Source organism: Streptomyces sp. NPDC054757, assembly GCF_053612185.1.
In genome coordinates this window covers 34,632-59,300 of sequence record NZ_JBSHBW010000031.1, presented here as the reverse complement: position 1 = coordinate 59,300, position 24,669 = coordinate 34,632, and the positions used below count along the sequence as shown (strand labels likewise).

The 24,669-nt window shown below is 71.3% G+C and carries 26 protein-coding genes; 12 read left to right on the top strand and 14 right to left on the bottom strand.

All coding sequences use genetic code 11. From position 1 onward, the window contains the following. Positions 1-143: 143 nt before the first annotated feature. The 5 genes from cbiE to ACWGKJ_RS28820 form a co-directional block, all read right to left on the bottom strand. Complete coding sequence (gene cbiE / locus ACWGKJ_RS28840) at positions 144-1,322, bottom strand: precorrin-6y C5,15-methyltransferase (decarboxylating) subunit CbiE (protein WP_385030020.1); 1,179 nt, start codon at positions 1,320-1,322, stop codon at positions 144-146. A gap of 168 nt (positions 1,323-1,490) precedes the next feature. Next, positions 1,491-2,168, bottom strand: coding sequence for a GNAT family N-acetyltransferase (locus ACWGKJ_RS28835; protein ID WP_385030017.1), 678 nt, complete (start codon positions 2,166-2,168; stop codon positions 1,491-1,493). A 141-nt stretch (positions 2,169-2,309) separates the two neighbouring features. Then, positions 2,310-3,170 carry a MetQ/NlpA family ABC transporter substrate-binding protein gene (locus ACWGKJ_RS28830; protein WP_385030014.1) on the bottom strand — a complete coding sequence of 287 codons (861 nt, stop codon included), beginning with the start codon at positions 3,168-3,170 and terminating at the stop codon, positions 2,310-2,312. Positions 3,171-3,263: 93 nt separating this feature from the next. Then, entirely contained in the window at positions 3,264-3,935 is a 672-nt protein-coding gene (locus ACWGKJ_RS28825) for a methionine ABC transporter permease (RefSeq protein WP_385030011.1), read from the bottom strand. Beyond that, a complete protein-coding gene (locus ACWGKJ_RS28820; RefSeq protein WP_385030008.1) occupies positions 3,932-5,074 on the bottom strand; it encodes a methionine ABC transporter ATP-binding protein in 1,143 nt (380 codons plus the stop codon). Before ACWGKJ_RS28820 ends, ACWGKJ_RS28825 begins: the two co-directional genes overlap by 4 nt. 539 nt (positions 5,075-5,613) lie before the next feature. Between ACWGKJ_RS28820 and ACWGKJ_RS28815 the strand changes: the two genes are divergently transcribed. Beyond that, positions 5,614-5,973 (top strand): hypothetical protein, encoded by a 360-nt coding sequence (locus ACWGKJ_RS28815; protein WP_164267495.1) that lies wholly within the window; start codon positions 5,614-5,616, stop codon positions 5,971-5,973. Between the two features lie 2 nt (positions 5,974-5,975). After that, entirely contained in the window at positions 5,976-6,389 is a 414-nt protein-coding gene (locus tag ACWGKJ_RS28810; RefSeq protein ID WP_385030004.1) for a hypothetical protein, read from the top strand. 40 nt (positions 6,390-6,429) lie between these two features. Here the strand turns inward: ACWGKJ_RS28810 and ACWGKJ_RS28805 are convergent, their stop codons facing one another. The 3 genes from ACWGKJ_RS28805 to ACWGKJ_RS28795 all read right to left on the bottom strand — a co-directional run bounded on the left by ACWGKJ_RS28805 (position 6,430) and on the right by ACWGKJ_RS28795 (position 8,786). Then, positions 6,430-6,933 (bottom strand): GNAT family N-acetyltransferase, encoded by a 504-nt coding sequence (locus ACWGKJ_RS28805; RefSeq protein ID WP_385030083.1) that lies wholly within the window; start codon positions 6,931-6,933, stop codon positions 6,430-6,432. 36 nt (positions 6,934-6,969) lie between these two features. Continuing rightward, on the bottom strand, positions 6,970-7,518 hold the full coding sequence (locus ACWGKJ_RS28800) for a sigma-70 family RNA polymerase sigma factor (RefSeq protein WP_453315856.1): 549 nt from the start codon (positions 7,516-7,518) through the stop codon (positions 6,970-6,972). A gap of 101 nt (positions 7,519-7,619) precedes the next feature. Further along, on the bottom strand, positions 7,620-8,786 hold the full coding sequence (locus tag ACWGKJ_RS28795) for a glycerophosphodiester phosphodiesterase (protein WP_385033834.1): 1,167 nt from the start codon (positions 8,784-8,786) through the stop codon (positions 7,620-7,622). Positions 8,787-9,011: 225 nt separating this feature from the next. Here ACWGKJ_RS28795 and ACWGKJ_RS28790 point away from each other — a divergent pair, with 225 nt between their 5' ends. Next, positions 9,012-9,683, top strand: coding sequence for a lysophospholipid acyltransferase family protein (locus tag ACWGKJ_RS28790; RefSeq protein WP_385033837.1), 672 nt, complete (start codon positions 9,012-9,014; stop codon positions 9,681-9,683). 139 nt (positions 9,684-9,822) lie between these two features. On the opposite strand, the gene ACWGKJ_RS28785 is transcribed toward ACWGKJ_RS28790, so the two are convergent. After that, on the bottom strand, positions 9,823-11,352 hold the full coding sequence (locus ACWGKJ_RS28785) for an MFS transporter (protein ID WP_385033840.1): 1,530 nt from the start codon (positions 11,350-11,352) through the stop codon (positions 9,823-9,825). Further along, positions 11,349-11,900, bottom strand: a complete 552-nt coding sequence (locus ACWGKJ_RS28780; RefSeq protein ID WP_385033843.1) for a TetR/AcrR family transcriptional regulator — start codon at positions 11,898-11,900, stop codon at positions 11,349-11,351. The genes ACWGKJ_RS28785 and ACWGKJ_RS28780 overlap by 4 nt, the downstream gene beginning before the upstream one ends. Positions 11,901-12,130: 230 nt before the next feature. Here ACWGKJ_RS28780 and ACWGKJ_RS28775 point away from each other — a divergent pair, with 230 nt between their 5' ends. Continuing rightward, positions 12,131-13,075 (top strand): ribose-phosphate diphosphokinase, encoded by a 945-nt coding sequence (locus tag ACWGKJ_RS28775; protein WP_385033846.1) that lies wholly within the window; start codon positions 12,131-12,133, stop codon positions 13,073-13,075. A 29-nt stretch (positions 13,076-13,104) separates the two neighbouring features. On the opposite strand, the gene ACWGKJ_RS28770 is transcribed toward ACWGKJ_RS28775, so the two are convergent. Both ACWGKJ_RS28770 and argH read right to left on the bottom strand, forming a co-directional pair. After that, a complete protein-coding gene (locus ACWGKJ_RS28770) occupies positions 13,105-14,076 on the bottom strand; it encodes an aldo/keto reductase (RefSeq protein ID WP_385033849.1) in 972 nt (323 codons plus the stop codon). A 199-nt stretch (positions 14,077-14,275) separates the two neighbouring features. Beyond that, positions 14,276-15,703, bottom strand: coding sequence for an argininosuccinate lyase (argH, locus tag ACWGKJ_RS28765; protein WP_385029234.1), 1,428 nt, complete (start codon positions 15,701-15,703; stop codon positions 14,276-14,278). Positions 15,704-15,935: 232 nt separating this feature from the next. On the opposite strand from argH, the gene ACWGKJ_RS28760 reads away from it, so the two are divergent. From ACWGKJ_RS28760 to ACWGKJ_RS28735, 6 genes are all read left to right on the top strand, one after another. Then, positions 15,936-16,565, top strand: coding sequence for a pyridoxamine 5'-phosphate oxidase family protein (locus ACWGKJ_RS28760; protein ID WP_385029231.1), 630 nt, complete (start codon positions 15,936-15,938; stop codon positions 16,563-16,565). A 247-nt stretch (positions 16,566-16,812) separates the two neighbouring features. Then, on the top strand, positions 16,813-17,535 hold the full coding sequence (locus ACWGKJ_RS28755) for a GntR family transcriptional regulator (protein WP_385029228.1): 723 nt from the start codon (positions 16,813-16,815) through the stop codon (positions 17,533-17,535). Then, on the top strand, positions 17,532-18,530 hold the full coding sequence (locus ACWGKJ_RS28750) for an ADP-ribosylglycohydrolase family protein (protein ID WP_385029225.1): 999 nt from the start codon (positions 17,532-17,534) through the stop codon (positions 18,528-18,530). Before ACWGKJ_RS28755 ends, ACWGKJ_RS28750 begins: the two co-directional genes overlap by 4 nt. A 50-nt stretch (positions 18,531-18,580) precedes the next feature. Then, complete coding sequence (locus ACWGKJ_RS28745) at positions 18,581-20,044, top strand: purine-cytosine permease family protein (protein WP_385029222.1); 1,464 nt, start codon at positions 18,581-18,583, stop codon at positions 20,042-20,044. Further along, positions 20,041-21,045, top strand: coding sequence for a PfkB family carbohydrate kinase (locus ACWGKJ_RS28740; RefSeq protein ID WP_385029219.1), 1,005 nt, complete (start codon positions 20,041-20,043; stop codon positions 21,043-21,045). Before ACWGKJ_RS28745 ends, ACWGKJ_RS28740 begins: the two co-directional genes overlap by 4 nt. A gap of 247 nt (positions 21,046-21,292) precedes the next feature. Further along, on the top strand, positions 21,293-22,186 hold the full coding sequence (locus ACWGKJ_RS28735; RefSeq protein ID WP_385029237.1) for a bile acid:sodium symporter family protein: 894 nt from the start codon (positions 21,293-21,295) through the stop codon (positions 22,184-22,186). A gap of 195 nt (positions 22,187-22,381) precedes the next feature. On the opposite strand, the gene ACWGKJ_RS28730 is transcribed toward ACWGKJ_RS28735, so the two are convergent. Then, positions 22,382-22,699 carry an ArsR/SmtB family transcription factor gene (locus ACWGKJ_RS28730; RefSeq protein WP_385029216.1) on the bottom strand — a complete coding sequence of 106 codons (318 nt, stop codon included), beginning with the start codon at positions 22,697-22,699 and terminating at the stop codon, positions 22,382-22,384. Between the two features lie 77 nt (positions 22,700-22,776). Between ACWGKJ_RS28730 and ACWGKJ_RS28725 the strand changes: the two genes are divergently transcribed. Both ACWGKJ_RS28725 and ACWGKJ_RS28720 read left to right on the top strand, forming a co-directional pair. Further along, positions 22,777-23,058: a muconolactone Delta-isomerase gene (locus tag ACWGKJ_RS28725; protein ID WP_385029213.1), complete on the top strand. Its 282-nt coding sequence runs from the start codon at positions 22,777-22,779 to the stop codon at positions 23,056-23,058. Between the two features lie 297 nt (positions 23,059-23,355). After that, complete coding sequence (locus ACWGKJ_RS28720; RefSeq protein WP_385029210.1) at positions 23,356-24,060, top strand: L,D-transpeptidase family protein; 705 nt, start codon at positions 23,356-23,358, stop codon at positions 24,058-24,060. 39 nt (positions 24,061-24,099) lie between these two features. On the opposite strand, the gene ACWGKJ_RS28715 is transcribed toward ACWGKJ_RS28720, so the two are convergent. Next, positions 24,100-24,657 carry an arginine repressor gene (locus tag ACWGKJ_RS28715; RefSeq protein ID WP_385029206.1) on the bottom strand — a complete coding sequence of 186 codons (558 nt, stop codon included), beginning with the start codon at positions 24,655-24,657 and terminating at the stop codon, positions 24,100-24,102. Positions 24,658-24,669 lie beyond the last annotated feature (12 nt).

Sequence of the window (24,669 nt, the reverse complement as noted above, 5' to 3'; positions counted from 1 at the left end):
CGCCACGTCGCGCGTCCCCGGTGCCGCCGTACCACACGGGACCCAAAACGGTTCCTTTTTCCGGACATTGGCGAACGAAGCGCCGAACCCCCAGCTGCGGTACAACAGTCGGCCAGCCTACCCCGCGCCTCCCCGGAGCAGGGTCAGGGGCCACTTTCCGGACGGCGGCCCGAGACCAGGAAGACCACCGAGCGCTCACGCTCGGCCCAGGTGCGGGTGTCCAGGTCGACGGATTGCAGCAGGGCGCATTCCACCAGATAGCCGCCGTCCGCCAGAGCCGCTCCCAGCGCCTCGGCCTCGTCACGGGTCGACGCGTGGGTGACGATCCGTCCGGGCCTGCGGTCGGCGCAGCCGGTGACAACTGCCACTCCCCCGCCGCCGATCCGGACCACGTCGGGCTCCGGCAGCCGCTCCAGTACGTGGGGTGCCTGGCCGTGGACGACCTGGAGCTGTACTCCGAAGCGCTGCGCGGCCGCGTCCGTACGGACACAGCTCTCGCGGTCGGCGTCGACGGCGATGACGGCGGCGCCGAATCTGGCCGCCTCGACGGCCAGCGCCCCGCTGCCCGAGCCGATGTCCCAGACCAGGTCGCCGGTGCGCGGGCCCAGCCTGGCCAGTTGGGCGGCGCGCAGTCCGGCGTCCTCGCCCTCGCTGAGCCCTTCGCCGTACTCGGCGGGCGGCAGCGCCCAGCCGCGTACCGCCGGGGCTTCGGTATGGCCCGCGCCGCCGATGACGATCACGACGTTGGGATCGCGCCAGCTGTGGTCGGCGGCCTTGTCGGAGGTGAGGACGGTGACCTGTTCGCGCTCGGTGCCCAGCTCCTCGCAGATGACGAAGGTGCGGTGGACCCCTTCGAGCAGCAGGGCCAGTTCGGCGGGGCCCGCGCCCGGTGAGGTGAGGACGGCGACCTTGGGGTGCGCACGGCAGACGTTGACCGCGCGCCGCAGGGTCCGCGGGTGGGCGACGACGACCTCGGCGTCGTCCCACGGCATCCCGGCACGGGCGAAGGCGGCGGCGACGGACGAGACGGCGGGAACGACCTCGACCTCCAGGCCGTACTCCGGGGCGCGCAGGGTGCGGACGACCCCGTGGAAGCCGGGGTCGCCGTCGGCGAGCACCACGGCGCTGCCGCGGTGTCCGGCGATCCGTCGGGCGGCGAGGCTCACACTGCCGAGCCGGACCCGCTCGGCGCCCGGCGGCACTTCGGGGAGTACGAGGTGGTGGGCGGCTCCGGCCACCAGCGTGGCCGCGGAGAGGGCGGACCTGGCGGCCGCGGTCAGGGGCGAGCCGTCCCAGCCGATCACCGTGACCCGGTCGGCCATCGTCGTCAGTCTCCTGGTGTTGTCGCGCGGCGGGGGTGTGTGCGTGCTGCCCGTCGTCCGGGCGGTGGTGGTGCCCGGGTGTCCGCAGGGGCGGGGTGAACCGGGCCGTGGAGCGGAACAGCGAGCACCCGCGAGGTTACCCGCTGCGGCCGGTGGCCGACGAGGGGGTCAGTTCCAGTCGTTGTAGGCGCCGTACCCCTCGGCGCCGTACCCGTGGGCGCCGTACCCGTGGGCGTCGGCGAGCTGGTCGGCGACGCCTTCCAGGTCCTCGGGGAGCAGGCTCCACACGATGAGGTCGGTGCGGATGTCGGTCCAGCCGCCGTCCGTGCCGTTCTCGGTGCGGGTGCGGGCTATCCACGCGTTGCGCAGCACGCCCTCGCTGATGCAGCCGATCTTCTGCGCGACCTGCTGCGCGGCGGTGTTGTCCGCCGGGGTGCGCAGCTCGATGCGCTCGAAGCGCTGGTCGCGGAAGAGCCACTGCGCGACGGCGAGCACCGACTCGGTGGCGTATCCCTCGCCGCGCGCCCAGGGGGCGGTGACATAGCGGACTTCGGTGGCCATGGTGCGCCAGTTGGTGGCGCGCAGATGGACGCTGCCGACCAGCCGGTGGGTGAGGAACTCCGTGACGGCGAGGACGATCCCGCGTCCGGCCGTGCGCTCCCCCGGGGCGAACCTGCGTACCCAGCGCTCGCCGTCGATCCGCTGGTAGGGGTGGGGCGCCGTGCTCCAGGCGGTGACCGCCTCGTCGTTCATCATGTCGGCCAGCAGCGGGACGTCTGCGTCCTCGAAGGGGCGCAGCACCAGCCGGTCCGTGCTGATGGAGATGTCCGGGAAGGTGGTCGTCATGCGCTGCTCCATGGCCAGGGACCGACGTAAAGCCACAGCATGCAGCATGGGCGGCGGGCGCCGCACGGCCGGGTGGCCGCGGCGGGCCCCGCGTACCGGGTGAGGGTACGGGGGCCCGCGCGGGCCGTCACCGTACGGGTGTCAGGGCTTGACGGCGCCGAACGCCGGGACGACCGCGCCCTGGTACTTGTCGTCGATGTACTTCTTGACCTGCGGCGAGTTGAGGAGCTTCGCGAGCTTCTCGACGCGGGGGTCCTTCTCGCCGCCCTTCTTGACGACGAGGAGGTTGGCGTACGGGTTGCCGGCCGCCTTCTCCAGGACGAGGGCGTCCTTGGCGGGCTTGAGCTTGGCGTCGATCGCGTAGTTGCCGTTGATGACGGCTGCGTCGACGTCGTCCAGGGCGCGGGGCAGCGTGGCCGCCTCCAGCTCCTTGAACTTCAGGCCCTTGCTGTCCTTGACGTCGGAGAGCGTGGCCTCGCTGCCCACTCCGCTCCTGAGGGTGATCAGCCCGTTGTCGGCGAGCAGCTTGAGCGCGCGGCCCTCGTTGGTGGTGTCGTTGGGTACGGCCACGGTCTGGCCGGACTTGATGTCCTTGAGGGACTTGTCCTTCTTGGAGTACAGGCCCAGCGGCTCCAGGTGCACGCTGACGACGGGGACCAGGTCGGTGTGGTTCTTCTTGTTGAAGTCGTCCAGGTACGGCTTGTGCTGGAAGAAGTTGGCGTCGACCTGGCCGGTCTCGGTGGCCTTGTTGGGCAGGACGTAGTCCGTGAACTCCTTGACCTGGAGCTTGAGTCCGGCCTTGGCCGCCAGATGGGTCTTCACGTAGTTGAGGATGTCGGCGTGCGGGACGGGTGAGGCGGCGACGACGAGCGGCTTGCTCGTGTCGGCCTTCGCGCCCTCGGGCTTGCTCGACGGGTCGGACGAGGTGCCGCACGCGGTCAGGCCGATGGCCAGAGCGGCGACGGCGGCTGCGGATGCGGATATCTTGCGGGAGTTACGCACGAAAAGTGCCTCTTTCCAGTGGTGCGGGATGTCGCCCGGACAAGGAGTGCGGGCTGTGAGCGGAGGAACTTCCCCGGCAGGGAGTTCTGAGTTCTATGCGGTGGTTCGCCCCCGGCGTGCCAGCAGGCGGACGATTCCGTCGCCGATCAGCTGGATGACGGTGACGAGCACGACCAGCACGATCACGGTGGCGATCATGAAGCTGTTCTCGAAGCGCTGGTATCCGTAGGTGATCGCCTTGGAGCCCAGCCCCTCGCCGCCGACCGCCCCGGCCATCGCCGAGTACCCGATGAGCACGATGACGGTGGTGGTGACCGCCGAGACCAGGGACGGCAGGGCCTGCGGCAGCAGCACCTTCCGGACGATGGTCGGCACGCTGCCGCCCATCGACTGGACCGCCTCGACCAGGCCGTGGTCGACCTCGCGGACGGCCGTCTCGACGAGCCGGGCGAAGAACGGGACGGCGCCGATCGCGAGCGGGACGATCATCGCGGTCGGACCGATGAAGGTGCCGACGACGAAGGTGGTGAAGGGGATCAGCGCGATCAGCAGGATGATGAAGGGCAGCGAGCGCCCGATGTTCACGATCACGCCGACGACCTTGTTGACCGGGCGGTTCTGGAGGAGTCCCCCCTTGTCGGTGAGGACAAGGAGCACCCCGAGCGGCAGTCCCACGAGGACCGTCACCAGGGTGGCCCACAGGACCATGTACAGGGTGTCGGTGGTGCCCTGGGAGAGCAGCGGCTGCATCTCGGACCAGCTCACTTGGCGTCCTCCTCGACCGGTGCGGGGTGCTCGGCGCCTGTCACATCGGCGTCGGCCACGTCGGCGTCCGCCGCTTCCGTGCCTGCCACTTCCGTGTCCACCACTTCCGCGCCTGCCACTCCTCTGCCTGCCACTTCGCTGCCTGCCACCTCGATCTGGAGGCCCTGCTCGCGGAGGAATCCGATCGGCACGACGTTCTCCTCGAAGGGGCCGGGCAGTTCGATCCGCATCCGGCCGATCTGATGGCCGCCGACGGTGTCCATCGCGGCGCCCAGGATCGATATGTCGATGTTGTAGGTACGGGAGAGCTGGGAGATCACCGGGCGGCCCGCGCTGTCCCCGTGGAAGGTGATGTCGATGACCGTACGGTCGGTGCCCGGCAGCGGGCCGCCCACCGGGAAGAGTTCGCGGGCCAGTTCGGAGCCGGGCGTCGCCAGGAGTTCGCTGACGGTTCCCGACTCGACGACCCTGCCGCTGCGCATCAGCGCGGCCGAGTCGCAGACGGTCTTGACGACGTCCATCTCGTGCGTGATGAGCAGCACCGTGAGACCGAGCTGCCGGTTGAGGTCGCGCAGCAGCTGGAGGATGGACCGGGTGGTCTCGGGGTCGAGTGCGGAGGTCGCCTCGTCGGAGAGCAGCACCTTGGGGTCGCCGGCCAGGGCGCGGGCGATGCCGACGCGCTGCTTCTGGCCGCCGGAGAGCTGTGCGGGGTAGGACTTCGCGCGGTCGGCGAGACCGACGAGGTCGAGCAGTTCGAGCGCCTTGCGGGCGCGGTCCCTGCCGCTGGTCCCGAGGATCTCCAGGGGCAGTTCGACGTTGTCCTGCACGGTGCGTGAGGACAGCAGGTTGAAGTGCTGGAAGACCATGCCGATCCGGCTGCGGGCCGCGCGCAGCTCCCGGCCGGCGCGGCTGCCGCGGCCGGCGAGCGCGGTGAGGTCGGTGCCGTCGACGGTCACGGTGCCCGATGTGGGGCGTTCGAGGAGGTTGACGCAGCGGATGAGCGAGGACTTCCCGGCGCCGCTCTGGCCGATGACGCCGAACACCTCGCCCTCGCGGACGTGCAGATCGACGCCGTCAAGGGCGGTGACCTCACGGCCGCGCGAGGCATAGACCTTCGTCAGGCCGATGGTGGTGATCACAGAATTTCCGTCACTGTCGAGTGCGCGGCGCGGTGTCCGCCGGCACGGGGCATTCGTCTGGAAGCGCGGCACGGCCGTCACGGAGGTGACCGGAAGGCTTACGTGCGCGTGGCCGGCCGGCTGCCGTGTCCGCGGAAGTGCGGAGGCGGGCGGCCCGGCTCTCGGTCCCGCTTCGGGGCGCGGGCAGGGACCCTCAGAAGGCGCGCATTCGACACATACAACGAGCACCGGGCGTGCTGATCGCCTCGGTCGCAAGGGTGCGGCTGCTCGTCGTGGTCATGCGGCAAGTAAAGCAGAAATGAGAACGGCCCGAGCACGCTTGTCCGTATAACGGACGGTCCCGGACAGACTCCGGCGCCGTCGGCCACTGTCTGCGAACCTGCTCCCACCTGCGGGAACGCCGTACGGAGCGGAGTGCACACGGCCGGGGCGGCCGGGCGGCGGCGGGCCAGAGCTGTGGCCAAGGCCACGACCTTGATCGCGGCCGGGCGCCGGGGCCGCGCGCGGCGGGCCCGGCGCCCCGTAATACCCTCGGCTCCATGCTTGTCGCCCTGACGGTCGCGGTCACTGTGGCCGCGCTCGCCCTCGCCGCCTGGTGCGGTTATGCCGCCTACCGGGACCAGCCCACGAAGGACTGGCACTTCATCGGGATGGCCGTCGTCTCGGTCCTGGCGCTGGCGCAGCTGGTGATCGGCATCGTGCAGCTGGCCCGCGGTGAGCGGCCCGAGCAGGGCAAGGCGATCTTCATCGCCTATCTGATCGGCGCCTTCGCCGCCGTGCCGGCCGCCGGGTTCCTCTCGCTGACCGAGCGGACCCGCTGGGGTTCGGTGACGGTCGCGGCGGGCGCGGTGGTCCTGGCCGTGCTGGAAGTCCGGCTCTACGACATCTGGGGAAACTGACGATGACCACAGCTGAGGAGAAGCCCCGGTACGAGCTGGGCACCGGTCCCGGCCGGGTGCTCGTCTGGTTCTACGGGGTGTTCACGGTGGCGGCGGCCTCCCGTTCGGTCGTCCAGATGATCATGGACTTCGGGAAGGCACCGCTGGCCTACTCGCTCTCCGCCGTGGCGGCCCTGGTGTACGGCTTCATCACCTACTCGCTGGTGCGCGGCGGCGAGAAGGCCCGTCGGGCGGCGCTGGTGTGCTGCGCCGCCGAGCTGGTCTTCGTCCTCGTCGTCGGCACCTGGACACTGGCGTCGCCCGGTTCGTTCCCGGACGCCACGGTCTGGTCGGACTACGGGATGGGCTACCTCTTCATCCCGGTGATCCTTCCGGTCCTTGGGATGCTCTGGCTGCGCAGGGCCGCCAGGAACTGACGGCCCCGCGCCCGGCCTCAGGCGCTCACTTGAGGCGCCCTCAGGCGCTCTTCACATACGCGCGCGCCCCGGCCTCCTTCTCCAGGGTCACCACCGTGACCGCAGAGCTGGTGGGGTCGGTGGAGACCGGCACATATCCATGGCTGCGGTAGAGGCGCAGATTGCCCTCGCTCCGGTGGCCGGTGAACAGCTGGAAGCGCCTGGCGGCCGGGTCGGCGGCGAACTTGGCCTCGATCGCGGTGAGCAGCCGGCCGCCGATGCCGTGCCGCCGCATCCTCGGATGCACGATGAGCTTGGCTATCCGCGCCGTGCCCGCGGCGTCCACCCCACCGCGCACCGAGGCCACGACCTCGTCGCCCAGGCGCGCCACCAGCCCGTGGCCCGCGGCGAGTTCGGCCCGCAGCGCGTCGAGCGTCTGGGTGAGCGGTTCGATGGAGTAGTCGCCGTAGAGCTCGGCCTCGCCCTGGTAGCACAGGTACTGGAGTTTCAGAATCTGCTCGGCGTCCTCCGCGGTCGCCGCTGAGATGGTCACGCTCATGCCCATGTGCGCATGCCTCCCGCTCACCTGTTCACCGGATGTCTAACGCTCCTTTCCCCACGGGCCCCCCGCCGCAACCTCCGCCGTCAGCATTCTCCGCAGACATCCCAGACATCGGGAACGAACCGGCCCCAGACTCCCCTGTGACATACCCAACTCCCCGGCGATCTCCCGGTAGGTGGGGTCGGCCGGTGAGAGCAGCGCGGCCAGCAGCCAGGGGCAGCGCCCGGGTGTCCGCCTCACCGCGGCCCGCACCGCGCGGCGCCGTTCGGCGGCGAGCACGGCGCGCTCGGGGCGCGTATCGGGATCCGCGTACGGCTCGACGGCGTACGGCCCGACCGTGTTCGGCTCGCCCGTGTGCGACTCGAAGGTCTCCACGGCGTACGGCAGTTCGCGCCTGGCCCGCCGCCGCGCCCGGCGGGCCTCGGCCCGTACGGCGGAGCGGACCCAGCGTCCCGGTTCGGCGGGGCTCTGCTCCAGCAGCCTTACCCAGACGGCCTGTTCGAGGTCGGCGGCGTCCACTCCGGCCGCGGCGGCTTCGGCTGCCGCCTCGGCCGCGAGCAGGGGGCTCAGTTCGGTGACGAGATCCATGCCGGGCGGGACGCGGCGGCCGCCGGGCGCGGTTGCCCCGGCGGCCGCCTCTCACTCGTACGGGAAGGACAGCCCGGTACCGGACGGACGGGCGGAACGCGTCAGCCGGCCCGGTGGTCGGCCGCCGCGAGCAGCGCCGTGTCCGCGTTGTCGGAGAACACCCCGTCGATGCCGGTCGCGAAGTACGCCCGGAACGCGCCGAAGGCATCCCCGTAGGCGTTCGGGTCGCTTCCGCGCCGGAAGTCCGCCGGCAGGAAGGTGTTCTCGTTGCGCATCGTGTACGGGTGGAGGACCAGGCCCTGCGCATGGGCGTCCCGTACCAGGGTGGTCGGTTCGGTGAGCCGCCCGTCGTGGTCCTTCGGGATGACCGAGTCGAGCGTGGGCCCGATGCCCCTGGCATAGGAGGCGATCCACTTCAGCCCGGCCGGGGTCTGCAGGTCGGCGACCGTGCGCGGGTCCCCCGACTGTACGAAGTCCCAGGGCCGGCTCGCCGGATCGGAGAGCAGCACGATGCCCGGGGTCCCGGCGAGCCGGGCGAGGCGCTGGATGGAGCCCGGCTCGAAGGACTGGACGAACTGCGGGGAACCGCGGCGGTCCCGGCCGTACTTGCGCAACAGCGCGACGAGGCGCTCCTCAAGACCGAGGCCGAGCCCGCGGAAGTAGGTGGGGTGTTTGGTCTCGGTGTGCAGCCAGACCGGCCTGCCGCGTCTGCGGCCCTCCCGCTCCGCCCAGCGCAGAACCTCTTCGAAGGTGGGGACGGGCCAGCGGCCGTCGTAGAGGGTGTTGTGCTGGCGGGTGGCCGGAATGCGCTCCTTGGCGCGGAGCGTCCTGAGCTCGGCGAGGGTGAAGTCCTCGGTGAACCAGCCGGTGACCGCGGTCCCGTCGACCGACTTCGTGGTCCTGCGGTCCGCGAACGCGGGGTGGGCGGAGACATCGGTGGTGGCGCTGATGTCGTTCTCGTGGCGGCAGACGAGATGCCCGTCGCGGGTCGGCACCACGTCCTGTTCGATGATGTCGGCTCCCAGGTCGAGAGCGTGCTGGTACGAACCGAGCGTGTGCTCGGGGCGGTAGCCGGCCGTACCGCGGTGTCCGATGACCGCGGGCACCGGGAGGTCCCGGTACGAGTCGCCGTGGCCGCCCGGTGCGCCGTGGCCGGAGCCCGGGGCCGCGGCGCTCGCCGTACCGGGGATCCCGAGCGCGGCCGTACCGAGCACCGCCGCGCCGAGCAGTGTGCGCCGTCCGGGTCCTGTCCGTCCGTCTTTCGGCATGGGCACTCCTCGCTGTGATGTCTCGCACCTGTCAACGCTGAAGGGCCCGATGGTAGGGAGTTGGGCCTAACGTGGGGTGGAACCGCGCACAACACGGCTCGAACTCGCGGCAGCGTCCCGTACCAATGGGGTGAACCCGATGTGCGCCGTACCACGGCGCGCGAGTACCGTACCGACCTGCACATACTTCACCGTGGCCGCCCGGCCCCGACTCCGGAGGAACCGTTGTCCCGACTCGCACTCATCAAGGCAGTGCTCGGACCGATCATGCGTCTGATGTTCCGCCCGCGGGTGGAGGGCGCCGAGAACATCCCCGGGACGGGTCCGGTCATCCTCGCCGGCAACCACCTGACGTTCATCGACTCGATGATCATGCCGATCTGCCTCCAGCGGCAGGTCTTCTTCATCGGCAAGGACGAGTACGTCAAGGGCAAGGGGCTGAAGGGCCGTCTGATGGCCTGGTTCTTCACCGGTGTCGGGATGATCCCGGTGGACCGCGACGGCGGACGCGGCGGTGTCGCGGCCCTCATGACCGGCCGCCAGGTGCTGGAGGAGGGCAAGGCGTTCTCCATCTACCCGGAGGGCACCCGCTCCCCCGACGGGCGGCTGTACCGGGGGCGTACGGGGATCGCGCGGCTCACGCTGATGACGGGCGCCCCGGTGGTGCCGTTCGCGATGATCGGCACGGACAAGCTCCAGCCCGACGGCTCCGGCCTGCCGCGGCCCGGGAAGGTCACCGTCCGCTTCGGTGAGCCGATGGAGTTCTCGCGTTACGACGGCATGGACCGCGACCGCTATGTGCTGCGCGCGGTCACCGACTCGGTGATGGCCGAGGTCATGCGCCTCTCCGGTCAGGAGTACGTCGACATCTACGCCACGAAGGCGAAGGCCGCCTGACCCGGCGCCACTGGCATACGGCGGAGGGCCACCCGGATCTTTCCGGGTGGCCCTCCGCCATGTGCGGCCCGGGGCCGGGCGCACCGAGTGTCGCATCCGCCGTGCCGCGGGCGTACCGCATGCCGTGCCCTGTGCCCTGTCACATGTCGAGCTTCTGCCCCCTGAGCAGGAACCACGAGGTGACCGCGGTGGCGAACAGGACGACGGAGCCGACCGCGGCCGCCGCCTGGAAGCCGTGGGTGAAGGCCTCCTGCGCGGAGGAGAGCAGCACGGCGCCCTGGTCGTGCGGGAGGGTCTTCGCCGCCTCGACGGCGCCGCCGAGCGACTCATGGGCCGCGGCGGCCGCCTCGGGCGAGACCCCGTGCGGGATGGAGAAGCCCCGGTAGATCCCGGTGACCACCGAACCGAGCAGGGCGATCCCCAGGGCCGTGCCCAGTTCGTACGCGGTCTCGGAGACCGCGGACGCCGCGCCCGCCTGGTCCTTGGGAACGCTGGAGAGCAGTACGTCGGAGGTGACGGTGAAGGCCAGTCCGGCCCCGAGGCCGCCGAAGAACAGGGCAAGTCCCAGGCCCACCACCCCGGTGGACGCGCTGACCCACACACAGCCCGCGAGGGCCACAGCGACCGCCGCCAGACCGCCGGCCACCGCGCTGCGCACCGATGCCCTGCGCGCCGCCCACCCGGCCAGCAGCCCGGTGGCGACCGCCCCCACGGCGGCCGGGAGTTCGATCAGTCCGGCGGCCAGCGGGGAGCGGCCCTGCACCAGCTGGAGGAACTGCGAGAGGAAGAAGACCAGGCCGGAGAGGCCGAGGATGGTCAGCAGATCGGCGAGGACCGCCCCGGAGAAACCGCGGTGGTGGAAGAGCCGCATGTCGAGGAGCGGCGATTCCAGGGTCAGCTGGCGGCGGGCGAACCAGAACAGGGCCAGCACACCGACGACCGCGGCCGCCAGGTTGTCCCAGTGGAAGCCGTTGGCCGCCGCCTCCTTCACCGCGTACACCACCCCCATCACTCCGACCAGCGAGAGGCCCACGCTGGGCAGGTCCCACGGGCCCGGGTGGGGGTCGCGCGACTCCGGCAGCACCCGGACGCCGACCAGGACGAGCAGCAGCATCACCGGCAGGTTGATGAGGAAGACCGAGCCCCACCAGAAGTTCTCCAGCAGGAACCCGCCGACCACCGGCCCGACCGCCGTACCGGCCGACGCGGCCGCGCCCCAGATCCCGACGGCCAGGCTGCGCTCCTTCGGGTCGTGGAAGATGTTGCGGATCAGCGCGAGGGTGGACGGCATGAGGGTGGCGCCCGCGATACCGAGCAGCGCCCTGGCGGCGATCATCATCTCGGGGCTGTTCGCATAGGCGTTCAGGACGGAGACCCCGCCGAAGGCGACCGCGCCGCTGAGCAGCAGCTTCTTGCGGCCGATGCGGTCGCCGAGGCTCCCCATCGAGACCAGCAGTCCCGCGATGACGAACGAGTAGATGTCGCCGATCCACAGCAGCTGGGTGCCCGAAGGCTTGAGGTCCTCGCTCAGGAAGGGGGTCGCCAGGCCGAGGACCGTCGCGTCGACGGCGACCAGCAGCACGGCGAGGACGAGAACGGCGAGGGCGAGCCAGCGGCGGGGGCTGCGAGCGGCCCCGGATTCGTCCGTCCGCCGGGTGGTACCGGTCATTGCTCCACGCTCCGTTGTGCTCCGCCGAGCAGCAACTCGGCGATCATGTAAGAGAAATCCTTGGCTGCGACCCGGCCGTCCTGTATCGCCCAGGCGCAGGTGCCGATGAGTCCGTACAGCGCCTCGGTCAGCCATGCGGGGGTCAGGTCGATCCGGAACTCCCCGGCCTCCTGGCCGCGCCGGAAGAGAGCCGAGACCCGGGCGTCGAGCCGGTCCCAGCCCTCGTTCACCCCCTCGCCCTCGAAGAGTTCGTTCTCCGTGACGAGGAAGGCGAGCAGCCCGGCGGCCGGCTCGACCTCGGCGATGAGGCGCCGCAGCGCCTCCACGGCCGGTCCCTCGTCGGTCCTGGCCGCGTCGATCGCCGCTTCGAACTCCGCGATCCCGTACTCCTCCAGGGCCCTGACCAGCGCGTCGCGGCCCGCGAAATGCCGGTGGAGGGTGGCCCTGCCGATTCCGGCAGCCCTGGCGACCTCGTCCATGGTGGCGGTCGCCTTGCGGGTGAGCAGGGTGGCGGCGGTGCGCAGCACCTGGTCCCGGTCGACAGTCATGAGACAACCATAACCACAATGAGACAGCAATGTCTCACACGGGGCAGTGACGTAGCACCCAGTAGCATGAGCGCGATATGCCGGTTCGACGGAACCCGGGCGGGGGCCCGACGGAGCTTCGACGGGACTTCGACGGGAACGTCGGCCGTACTTGGACCGGACCGACCGGACCGACCAGACCGACCGGGCCGACCGGACTGACCGGCCTTCGACCGATCAAGGAGCGGTTCGTGCGAGACATCGCTGTGTTCAGCGGGAGCGCCCACCCCGAACTGGCCGAGGAGGTCACCGCGCATCTGGGAGTGCCCCTGAGCCCGGTGCGGGTCAACCGGTTCGCCAACGACTGCCTGGAGGTACAGCTCCAGGCCAACTGCCGCGAACGCGACGTCTTCCTGATCCAGCCCCTGGTCGCCCCGGTGCAGGAGCACCTCGTCGAGCTGCTGCTGATGTGCGACGCGGCCCGCGGCGCCTCGGCCGGCCGGATCACCGTGGTGATGCCGCACTACTCCTACGCCAGGTCCGACAAGAAGGACGCGCCGCGGATCTCCATCGGGGGGCGGCTGGTGGCCGATCTGCTGGTGAACTCCGGGGCGGGCCGGGTGCTGGCGCTGACCCTGCACTCTCCCCAGGTGCACGGGTTCTTCTCCGTCCCGGTCGACCATCTGCACGCGCTGCGCGAACTGGCCGAGCACTTCCGCGGCCACGACCTCTCGCACACCACGGTCGTCTCGCCGGACCTCGGCAACGCCAAGGAGGCCGCGGCCTTCGCCCGGATGCTGGGCGTACAGGTGGCGGCCGGTGCCAAACAGCGCTTCGCCGACGACCGGGTGGCCATCAGCTCCGTCATCGGCGAGGTCGCGGGTCGCGACATCATCGTCCTGGACGACGAGATCGCCAAGGGCAGTACCGTACTGGAACTCCTGGACCGGCTGCGCGAGTTGGGGGCCCGGTCGATCCGGGTGGCCTGTACGCACGGGCTCTTCGCCGCGGGAGCGCTGAAGCGGCTCGCGGCCCAGCCCGACGTGCTGGAGATCGTCTGCACCAACTCCGTGCCGATACCGCCCGGGGAGCGCACCGAGAAGCTCACCGTCCTCTCCATCGCCCCGGCGCTGGCCGAGGCGATGCGGCGGATCCACAACGGCGAGTCGGTGAGCGCGCTCTTCGACCCGTCCTGAGCCTGCACCCGGGGTTCAGGGCCAGAAGGTCAGTGCCAGGGGAGCTTCGCCCGCTGCTGCCAGTACGCGGCGGGCTCCTCCCGCAGTGCGGCAAGACGCTCCAGCTGCTCGTCCCCGAGGTCGGCCACCGCGGCGTGCAGATTGGCCGAGAGCTGTACGGCGGTCGCCGCCCCGGAGAGCACCACGGTCACCCAGGGACGGCGCAGGACCGCGGCCAGCGCGACGGCGTCAGGGGTGGTCCCGGTCTCCTCGGCGATGTCGCGCAGCACCGCCGGAGCGGCGGCGCCGGCGAGCCGGCCGTTGGCCACCGCCTCCTTGACGATCACGGAGACCCCTGCCTCGTGTGCCTCGGCCAGTGCTTCGCCCGCCGAGGGGTCCAGCAGGTTGTAGGTGCTCTGCACCGTACGGAAGAGCCGTTCGCCGTCGACGGTGACCTCCAGCGCGGCCCGGACGGTGTCCGCCTGGCCGGGGCCGCTGGTGGAGAACCCGACGGTCACGCCGTCCGCGGCCAGCTCCGCGAGCCGGGCGTGCAGTCCGGTGTCGGTGAGGGCCGGGCTGTCGGCGGTCAGGGAGTGGATCTGGTAGAGGTCGAGCCGGTCCCCCAGGAGCATCCCGGTCTCGGTGCGCTGCCGGTCGAAGGTGGCGGTGCTGTGGTCCTTGACCTCATGGGTCTCGGCATCGGTGCGCCAGTCCGCGGTGTACGTGTAGCCCCACTTGCTGCCGATCACGACGTCCTGGACGGCGGGCCTGGCGCGCAGCCAGTCGGCGAGGAACGACTCGGCGCGGCCGTAGGAGCGTGCGACGTCGAAGTAGCGCACGCCCTGCGCGTAGGCGGCGTCCAGGAGTTCATGCGTACGGGCGAGCAGGGCTTCCGGGGTGCGGTCGGCCGGCAGGTCCTGGCCGCGGCCGAGGTTGATGTAGCCCGGCCTTCCCACGGCTGCCAGGCCGAGTCCGATATGGGCCGTGGGGGTGGTCGCTGCCGTGAGGCGGGCGAAGGGCATCGGGGGCTCCCTGCGCGGGTCGGGGGATGCGGTCCCTGACACCCTTACCCACGATCGCGTACGACAGCGCCCGGCACCCGGATGGAGGTGCCGGGCGCCGGCGGAGACGAGGGGGCGGGGCGGTGGCGCGGGGGCGGTACCGGTGGTGGCCGCGCGCCACCGGTACCGCCCCCCTCGCCGCGGTCTGCTGCCGCTTCTCCTACTTCTTCGCCGCGGCCCAGGCGTGCTGGATGACCAGATTGGCCTTGACCTCGACGAGCTGGGTGGCGACCGCCGACGGGGCGGTGCCGCCGCGGCCGCTACGGGAGGCCAGGGCGCCGGGAACATCGAGCACCGTACGGACCTCGGGGGTCAGATGCTCGGAGATCTTCGCGAACTGCTCGTCCGTCAGCTGGTCGAGCTCGACGCCGTGCCGCTCGCACTCCTTGACGCACTCACCGGCGACCTCATGGGCGCCCCGGAACGGCACACCCTGCCTGACCAGCCACTCCGCGATGTCGGTCGCGAGCGAGAAGCCCGCGGGGGCCAGCTCCTCAAGACGCTCGCGGTGGACGGTCAGCGTCGCCATCATCCCGGTGAATGCGGGAAGCAGGACCTCCAGCTGGTCGCAGGAGTCGAAGACCGGCTCCTTGTCCTCCTGGAGATCGCGGTTGTACGCGAGGGGAAGGGCCTTGAGGGTGGCCATCAGCCCCGTCAGATTGCCGACCAGACGCCCGGACTTGCCGCGCGCCAGCTCCGCGATGTCCGGGTTCTTCTTCTGCGGCATGATCGACGAGCCGGTCGAGAAGGCGTCGTGGAGGGTGACGAAGGAGAACTCCTTCGTGTTCCAGATGATGATCTCCTCGGCGATCCGCGAGAGGTTGACGCCGATCATCGCCGTGATGAAGGCGAACTCGGCGGCGAAGTCCCGCGACGCGGTGCCGTCGATCGAGTTGCCTGCCGAGCCGCGCTCGAAGCCGAGGTCGGCCGCGACCGCTTCCGGGTCGAGCCCCAGCGAGGAACCGGCCAGCGCCCCCGAACCGTACGGCGAGACCGCGGTGCGCTCGTCCCACTGGCGCAGCCGTTCGGCGTCCCGGGCCAGCGACTGGGCGTGGGCCAGCACATGGTGGGCGAAGAGGACGGGCTGGGCGTGCTGGAGGTGGGTACGGCCGGGCATCGCCACGTCCGGGTGCGCCTCGGCCAGGCCGACCAGCGCGTCCTGGAGGTCCGCGATCAGACCGCCGATGGTCCGCGCGTGGTCCCTGAGGTACATCCGGAAGAGGGTCGCGATCTGGTCGTTACGGGACCGGCCGGCGCGGAGTTTGCCGCCGAGTTCGGGGCCGACCCGCTCCAGGAGTCCGCGCTCCAGCGCGGTGTGGACGTCCTCGTCGGCGACGGTTCCGGTGAACGATCCGTCGGCGACGTCCGCCGCCAGCCGGTCGAGACCGTCCTGCATCCGGGACAGTTCGTCCACCGTGAGCAGCCCGGCGGTGTGCAGCGCGCGGGCGTGGGCGCGGGAGCCCGCGATGTCGTACGGCGCGAGCCGCCAGTCGAAGTGGACGGACGCGGACAGCTGGGCCAGCGCCTCGGCGGGTCCGTCGGCGAAACGTCCGCCCCAGAGCCGGACGTCACCGGTGTTGCTGCTCACTGAGTTGCTCCTCAAGAGGTCGCGCTTGGCCGCGATCTTCGCGGAGAGGCCGAAGATCTCGATGTAACGGTGCGGTCATCGATGGGCATAACTATGCAATGGTCCGTATGTTTTGTCAAAGCGGCAGGTGGCGGCGGTTGCGACCGGTGGTGCCGGGGACGCCCGGGGCGCGGGCCGGCGCGGCCCGTAGAAAGCACTTTCAGCCGCGATGCGCCCGGCCGATAATCACCGCATGGGAAAGACGCACGCGCGTATAGACGGACGACTGAGGACCTTCATCGAGGAACAGCGCATCTTCTTCACCGCCACCGCCCCGCTCGGCGGCGACGGGACCGTCAACCTCTCGCCCAAGGGGATCAGCGGCTCCCTCGCGGTCATCGACGAGCGGACCGTGGCCTATCTGGACTTCGCGGGGAGCAACGCGGAGACCATCGCCCATCTCAGGGAGAACGGCCGCATCACACTGATGTGGTGCGCCTTCCAGGGGCCGCCCGACATCGTGCGGGTGCACGGCCGCGGCGAGCCGGTCTTCCGCGACGACCCGCGGTTCGACACGCTGCTCCGCCATTTCACCGGGACCGACCACGCGCGGCACGGGCTGCGCGCGATCATCGTCGTCACCGCCGAACTGATCAGGGACACCTGCGGGTTCGCGGTGCCCTACATGGCGTACGAGAGCGACCGGACGCTGCACGCCCGGCGCTTCGAGCGCGAGGACGATGACAGCCTCAGCGGGTACTTCGAGAAGAAGGAGCACGTCGCGACCAGCATCGACGGACTGCCGGGACTGCCGCTCCCGCTGCCGCCGCTGACCGGGGCCGAGCGGGAAGGGGCGGCCCCGCCGGGGGCCGACGCCGCCTAGCGGACGCCAACGCCGTAACGGCGGGCCGCGCGGACAGCACGGACGGCACGGACAACACCAGCCGCACGCAGCACGGAGAGCACAGGCATCACCCCATCGGGCCGAGGTCCCCCGCACCGCGGGAGACCCGGCCCGTTGCCATGCCATGTCGCACCATGCCGTGCCACGCCGGGGCCGACGGGGGCCCGGAAAAGTTTTCTGCCCCGGCCCATAGACCGGAAGGGTATGTTCCGCTTAACTTTTAGACATGCCTGGACAGGTTCATAAGCATCATCGCATCTCACACATCCTCGCCGAGGAGATCCGCGCGGGTGTGCACGCGGACGGCAGCAAGCTGCCGGGCGAGCACACCCTGCGGGAGCGCTTCGGGGTCAGCCGGACCACCGTGCGGCAGGCCCTCACCGAGCTGGGCGAGCAGGGGCTGATCGCCACCCACGCCGGAATCGGCTCGTTCGTCACCTTCGACGGGACACCGCTGGACAACCGGCTCGGCTGGACCCAGGCCCTGGCCGACCAGGGCACCGAACTGACCACCGAGGTGCTGCGGTTCGAGACCGTCACCGATCAGCCGCTCGCCGACGCGCTGGGCCTGGCGACAGCCGCCTTCATCGCGCTGGACCGGGTCAGGCGGCTCCCCGACGGCCACGGCATCTCACTGGAGCGCAGCCGCGTACCGGCTGTCGGCGCGCTCGCCGGGCTGCCGGAGCGCGGACTGGAGGACGGTTCGCTGCACAAGGCGCTGGTCGCGGCCGGCCGGATCGCCGACTCGGGCGAGGCCCGGATCTCGGTCTCGGGCATCGACGAGGCCGACGCCGCCACGCTGCGCCGTACGCCCGGTGAGGCGTTCCTCCACCAGTCCCAGGTGTTCCGGGCCGCCGACGGCTCCGTCGTGGAGCAGGTCAGCAGCCTGCTCGACCCGTCCCGGTTCCAGCTGCACATCCGCACCACCGGCCGAGGAGGCCACGCATGACCGACCCGCTTCTGCTCGACCGCGCCCTCGGCGCCTTCTACGGTCTCGCGCTCGGGGACGCCCTGGGGATGCCCACCCAGGTGATGTCCCGCGAGGACGTCGTACGGGTCTACGGCAGCATCACCGGATTCAAGCCCGCGCGGCACGACAACCCGGTCAGTGCCGGGATGCCTGCGGGCTCGGTCACCGACGACACCGACCAGGCGGTCATCGTGGGCCGGCTCCTCGTGGAGGGCGGCGGGCACATCGACCCGCTCCGCTTCGCCGACGCGCTGCTCGCCTGGGAGAAGGAGATGAAGGCCAAGGGCTCCTTCGATCTCCTCGGGCCCTCCACCAAGGCGGCCCTGGACGCCGTCGCGGGCGGCGCGGACATCAAGGAGGCGGGCAGGCACGGCACCACCAACGGCGCCGCCATGCGCGTCACCCCCATCGGCATCGCCTCCGCGGTCGAGCCGCTGCCCCGGTTCCTCGACCGGGTCGTGGAGTCCTGCCAGGTCACGCACGACACCGGCGTGGGCATCGCGGGAGCGGCGGCCGTCGCGGCAGCGGTGAGCACCGGGGTCGCGGGCGGTACGCTGGACGACGCCTTCACGGCGGCGGTCACCGCGGCCCGCGCGGGAGCCGCACGCGGCAACTGGATCGCCGGCGCGGACATCTCCGCCCGGATCGGCTGGGCCCGCGAGCTGGTGAGCGGAGTGGACGAGGCCGAGGCCCTGGACCGTATCGTCGCGCTCATCGGCACCAGTGTGGCCAGCCAGGAGTCCGTCCCCGCGGCCTTCGCGGTCCTCGCGCTGACCGGCGGCGACCCCTGGCGCAGCGCCCTGCTCGCCGCGAATCTCGGCGGCGACAGCGACACCATCGGGGCCATCGCGGGCGCCGTCGCCGGGTCCGTGAGCGGCCTCGCGGGGCTGCCCGCCGACGCCGTACGCACCCTGCGGGAGGTCAACGGCCTCGCGCTGGAACCTCTGACCGAACGGCTGCTCGCGCTCCGCTGAGCGCCGCACCACTCCCCCATCCGTAACGCACCGTGCAAGGAGGTTCCGTCATGGCCGCTTCAACGAAGAACGATCGCGTCGGCACCGTGGAGACCCGGGGGATCGAACCGGTCCCCGACAGTGAACGCCATGGCCACGCGGGCCAGATGTTCTGGACCTGGTTCGCCGCCAATATCTCGCTGCTCGGGCTGCCGCTCGGTGCGACGCTGGTCGCCTTCCGCGGCCTGAACATCTGGCAGGCGGCGCTGGTCGCGGTCATCGGCTCGTTCGGCTCGTTCGCGCTGGTCGGCGCGTTGAGCATCGCCGGCCAGAAGGGCGGCGCCCCCGCGCTCACGCTGTCCAGGGCGGTCTTCGGACAGCGCGGCAACGCGGGTCCGACCCTGATCACCTGGGTGAGCCGGGTGGGCTGGGAGACCATCACGACGACCACCGCCGCGTACGCGCTCCTCGCACTGCTCGGGGTCGCCTTCGGGGTGCACAAGAACACCGTGCTCACCGTGGTCTGTCTGCTGGTCTTCATCGCCTGCACCCTGCTGATCAGCGGTCTCGGCCACGCCACCATCATGTGGATCAACAAGTGGGCCACGGTCCTCTTCGGGGTGCTGAACCTGGTAGTGATGGGCTTCCTGGTGGCCACGGTCGACTGGTCGAAGGTGCTGCACGCGCCGTCCGGGCCCACCAGCGGCGTCATCGCGGGCATCGGTTTCATCGCGGCGGGCACCGGCATCGGCTGGGCCAACGCGGGCGCCGACTACGCCCGCTATCTGCCGCGCTCGGTGCCGGGCTCCCGGCTGATCGGCGCCTCCGCCTTCGGCGCCGGTATCCCGCTGGTGCTCCTGATCTCGCTGGGCTCGCTGCTCACCGCGGGCGACCCGGCCCTGGCCACCGCATCGGACCCGGTCGCCGCCATCAACGCGATGCTGCCGTCCTGGATGGCGATCCCGTATCTGATCGCGGCCTTCGGCGGGCTCCTGATGTCCAACCACCTCTCCACCTACTCGGCCGGTCTCACCATGATCACGCTGGGGCTGAAGGTGCCACGGGCCGCCGCCGTCCTGGTCGACGTCGTCCTGATGTTCCTCGGCGGCATCTACTTCATGCTGATCGCCGGTGATTTCTACGGGCCCTTCTCCACCTTCCTGACCCTGCTGGCGGTGCCGATCTCGGCATGGATCGGAGTGATCGCCGTGGACTCGCTGCGCGGGCGTACCTACGACGACCCGGCGCTGATGGACACCACCCGCACCAGCAGGTACTGGTACACCGGCGGCTTCCGGCTGCCCGCCGTCCTCGCCTGGGTCGCAGCGATCGTGGCCGGGCTGCTCTTCACCGAGGCGTCCACCGGCAAGGACGACGTCTGGTTCTCGGGTCCGCTGGCCGGAAGCTGGTTCGGCACCAACGGTCTCGGCTGGGCCGTCTCCCTCGTGGTCGGTGCCGCCGTCTATCTGCTCTCCGACCGCCGCGGGCCGGTGTCCGCAGCCCCCGAACCCGCCCTTGAGGAGGCCGTCCGATGACCCCACGCCCGCCCGACCCCCGTCTGGTCCTCGCCGGAAACGTCATCGTGGATCTGGTGATCGACATCCCCGCACTGCCCGAGCGCGGCGGCGACGTCATCGGCTCGCGCACCTCACGGACGGCGGGCGGCGGATTCAACACCCTGGTCGCGGCCCGCCGGCTGGGTACGGACGCGGTGTACGCGGGGCTGCACGGTACGGGGCCGCACGGCGATCTCGTACGGGATGCGCTGGCCGCGGAAGGCGTACGGACCGTGCTGCCGGTCCGCGAGGACGGCGACACCGGCTTCTGTGTCGCGCTGGTGGACGCAGGCGGCGAGCGGACGTTCGTGACCAGCTTCGGGGTCGACGCCCGGCTGACCGCGGCGGAACTGGCCGTGGTGACCGGGCGGCTCAGGGACGGCGACACGGTCCAGCTCTCCGGGTACGGCCTGGTCATGGAGGTCAACGGCCCGCTGCTGGCCCGCTTCACCGCCGGGCTGCCGGCCGGGGTCACCGTCTGCTTCGACCCGGGCCCGCTGGTCGCCGACATCCCCGGGGAGATCCTCGGCCCGGTGCTGGCACGGGCCGACTGGCTCAGCTGCAACGCCCGCGAGGGGCGGCTGCTGACCGGGCACGAGGATCCGCGCCTGGCCACCGCCGCGCTGCGCGAGCGGCTGGCCCCCGGCGCCGGGGTGCTGGTGCGCGCCGACAAGGACGGCTGCTGGCTGGCCGCGCCGGGCGCCGGGCCGGTCCATGTGCCGGGCTTCCCGGTCGAGGCGGTCGACAGCAACGGAGCGGGCGACGCCCATGTAGGGGCGTTCCTCGCCCTGCTCGGCCGGGGGCTCGACCCCCTGTCGGCGGCGCGCGGCGCCAACGCGTCCGCGGCCTGCGCGGTGACGAGGCGCGGCCCGGCGACCGCGCCGGACCTCGCGGAGCTGGTGGCGTTCCTGGCGGACGACCCGCTCGCGGAGCGGCTGGCGGCCCTGCCCGCACAGTCGGTGTCCGCGCGGTCGGTGTAAAGACCACATAACGAGACGGGATTGCGGCGGAGTGCGCGAGCAGCGTTCCATCACACAGGTGCAGAACGAACACGTGTCCAAGGAATCCACCGGCCCGGCCGGTACGGCAGACCCGGCGGGCGCCACCGGCCCCGGCGGTACAACAGCGGAATCGGCCGGCGCCACCGACCTCGGCGGTACGACAGACACGGCCGGGGCCACCGACCGTGCGGCCCGTCGTGCGGTCACGGTCTTCCCCGTACTCGTCCTGGTGGCGGGTGCGATAGGTCTCGCGTCTCCGGGCACCTTCGCGGGGTGGAGCGTCTCCGTCCCGTATCTGCTGGGTGTGGTCATGTTCTGCATGGGGCTGACCATGACCAGGGTGGACTTCCAAGGGGTGGCGAAGCGCCCCTGGGCCGTGGGGCTCGGGCTGGTCGCGCACTATGTGATCATGCCGGGTCTCGGCTGGCTGATCGCCCATCTCCTCGGCCTCTCACCGCAGTTGGCGGCGGGCGTCATTCTGGTCGGCTGCGCGCCGAGCGGCACGGCGTCCAATGTGGTCACCTATCTGGCCCGCGGTGACGTCGCCCTCTCGGTCTCGGTGGCCACCGTGTCGACGGTCCTCGCCCCGCTGGTCACACCGCCGCTGACGCTTCTCCTGGCCGGCGCCTATCTGCCGGTCGACGCGGGCTCGATGATGACCGACATCCTGAAGACGGTGCTGCTTCCGGTGCTCGCCGGGCTGCTGGTGCGGTTCCTCGCGGGCCGTTACGTGGACCGGGTGCTGGGCGTGCTGCCCTGGCTCTCCGCGCTCACCGTGGCGGTCATCGTCATGGTCGTGGTCGGCGGCAGCGCCGCGGCCATCAAGTCGGCGGCCGCGCTGGTGCTGCTGGCCGTCGTCCTCCACAACGGTCTCGGGCTGCTGCTCGGCTACGGGGCGGGCAAGGCGGCCGGTCTCGGCAAGCCGGGCAGCCGGGCGATGGCCTTCGAGGTGGGCATGCAGAACTCGGGCCTGGCCGCCTCCCTCGCCACCGCCCACTTCAGCCCGCTGGCCGCCCTGCCCGCGGCGATCTTCTCGGTCTGGCACAACGTGTCCGGGGCCCTGGTCGCCGCCTGGATGTCGTACCGGTCCCGCAAGGCCGGAACGGTCCAGGTGTATTGACCCGCAAGGTTGTTGACGCGGGTGGGAGCAATTCTTGCGGGACGAGTACGCCTTGTCACCGGCACCTGCGCCGAGCCGGGTACGGGGCCGCCCACCGGGCCCCGCGGCGACCGCGCACGTGCCGCCGTTGCCTCGGCCATGGCCCCTCACGCCGGACCCCCAGGCCGGGGACCCACGGGATCACGACCCCACACATCAATGGGTGTGCATGGTGTCGAGGGCCTCAAGGATGCCCGTCAGCGCCGTGGAGAAGCGGTCGAGGGTGTCCTCCCGCAGCGAGACGAAGCAGCGGGTGCCCTCGAAACGGTGGAGGGTCAGACCCGCTTCTCGCAGGATCCGCATGTGGTGGCTCACCGTGGATGGCCCGAGGCTCACGGAAAAATCCTCACGCTGGTGCTCGGCGCGGTCCGCCAGTACGGCGACGATCGCGAGCCGGGCCGGGTCCCCCAGGGCAGAGAGCAGCCTTGCAAGCTGAACGTCCCCGAGATCGGGGTGATGTGGACTCTTCGGCATGGGGGCAAGACTACTATTTCGAAGTTCCACATTGTTCGATGTAGTCTTCCTGGCGGCACATCGATCAAGGAGGTCCCATGGAATTTCTCGTGCAGGTCGACGGTTCCCGCGCCTACACGCTGCCCGCCGACGAACGTGACGATCTCATCCGCCGGGAGCGGGAGCGAGGCCGTCAACTGCTGGACGAGGGAGTGATCCAGCACTTCTGGCGGATCCCGGGCCGGCGCGGCAACGTCGGCATATGGTCAGCCGTCGACGCCGACGCGCTGGAAGAGGCCCTGACCAGCCTGCCGATCTGGCCGTACGCCGACATCGAGGTCACCGCCCTGGCCACGCACCCCATGATCCGGCAACGCTGACCCACCCGCACCGGCCGGGCGTCCGCGTCGACCCGGCGCCGGTCGCTCCCGACGGAGAACGAGCCGGGCGGAGAACGGTCCGGGCGGCTCATCCGGCAGGCCCCTCCGACAAAAGACCTGAAAGCCACCAGGCCGGACTCGAATGATGCGCCGGTCTCCGCTGGATCCGACACCTCGCATCACCACCTCCCCGGACAGAACATCCAGCGCCGGGGTGGTCCCGTACCCGGGCCACCGCTGGGCCGTACGGAGCAGCAGCACGGGCCGTCGGCTCCGCCGCCGCATACGGTCCGGACCATGCGCAGATTCCTGGTGGCAGGTGCCGTACTGCTCGCCGTCGCGGGTTCCCTCGCGGCCCGTCCGGCCGGTGACCCTCCCCTGCCGGAACGGCTCGCCGACACCGGCGGCGGCTCCCAGCTGATCACCGTTGAGGCCCCGTCGCTGCACTCCACCACCACCGGCACCCTGAGCTGGTGGGAGCGGCGCGGCGGCACCTGGCACCGGGCCGGTTCGGCGGCTGCCCGTTTCGGTGCGAAGGGGCTGGCCGACGGCGCGACCCGGAAACAGGGCACGGACACCACCCCCACCGGCATCTACGGCCTGCCGTACGCGTTCGGGATCAGGGCGGCCCCCGCCGGGACCCGTTACCCCTACCGTGCGGTGCGCGACAGCTCCTGGTGGTGCGAGGACAACGCGTCCTCCGCGTACAACCGCTGGGTGGACCCGCTGCCCGCGGACTGCCGGGCCGCCGAGGCGGAGCGGCTGAGCAGCTATCGGACCCAGTACGCCAGGGCGCTGGTCATCGGGTTCAACTACGCGCGGCCGGTGCACGGCAGGGGCGCCGGGATCTTCCTGCATGTCAACGGCGCCGGGGCGACGGCCGGTTGTGTCTCCGTACCGGCGGCCGCGGTCGACCGGATCCTCACCTGGGCCGACCCGGCGCGCCGTCCGCACATCGCGATCGGCACCCGGTCGGGACCGACCGCCCTGACCCGGTACTGACGGAGCCGGGCGGCGTACGGCCGGGGCCGCCTTCGCGGCTCAGCGCGGGTTCTGCGCCAGCCGCAGCAGGTGGTCGGCGAGCGCCTGACCGCCCGCCGGGTCCCGGCTGATCAGCATCAGCGTGTCGTCCCCGGCGATCGTGCCGAGGATGTCGTGCAGTTCGGCCTGGTCGATGGCGGACGCGAGGAACTGGGCGGCGCCCGGAGGGGTGCGCAGCACCACCAGGTTGGCCGATGCCTCCGCCGAGATCAGCAGCTCGGACGAGAGCCTGCGCATCCGCTCCTCCTTGGCGGACTCGCCGAGCGGCGCGTGGGGCGTGCGGTAGCCGCCCTCGCTGGGCACCGCGTAGATCAGCTCACCACCGGTGTTGCGGATCTTCACGGCGCCCAGTTCGTCGAGGTCGCGGGAGAGCGTCGCCTGGGTGACGCTCAGCCCGTCGTCGGCGAGGAGCCTGGCGAGCTGACTCTGCGAGCGCACCGGCTGCCGGTTGAGGATGTCCACGATCCGGCGGTGGCGGGCGGTCCGGGTCTGCGGGACGGACGGCCCGCCGTACTCGGTGTCCTGCGCCTCGTGCTCGGTCTGCTGCGCCTCGGTCATCGTCGCCTCACT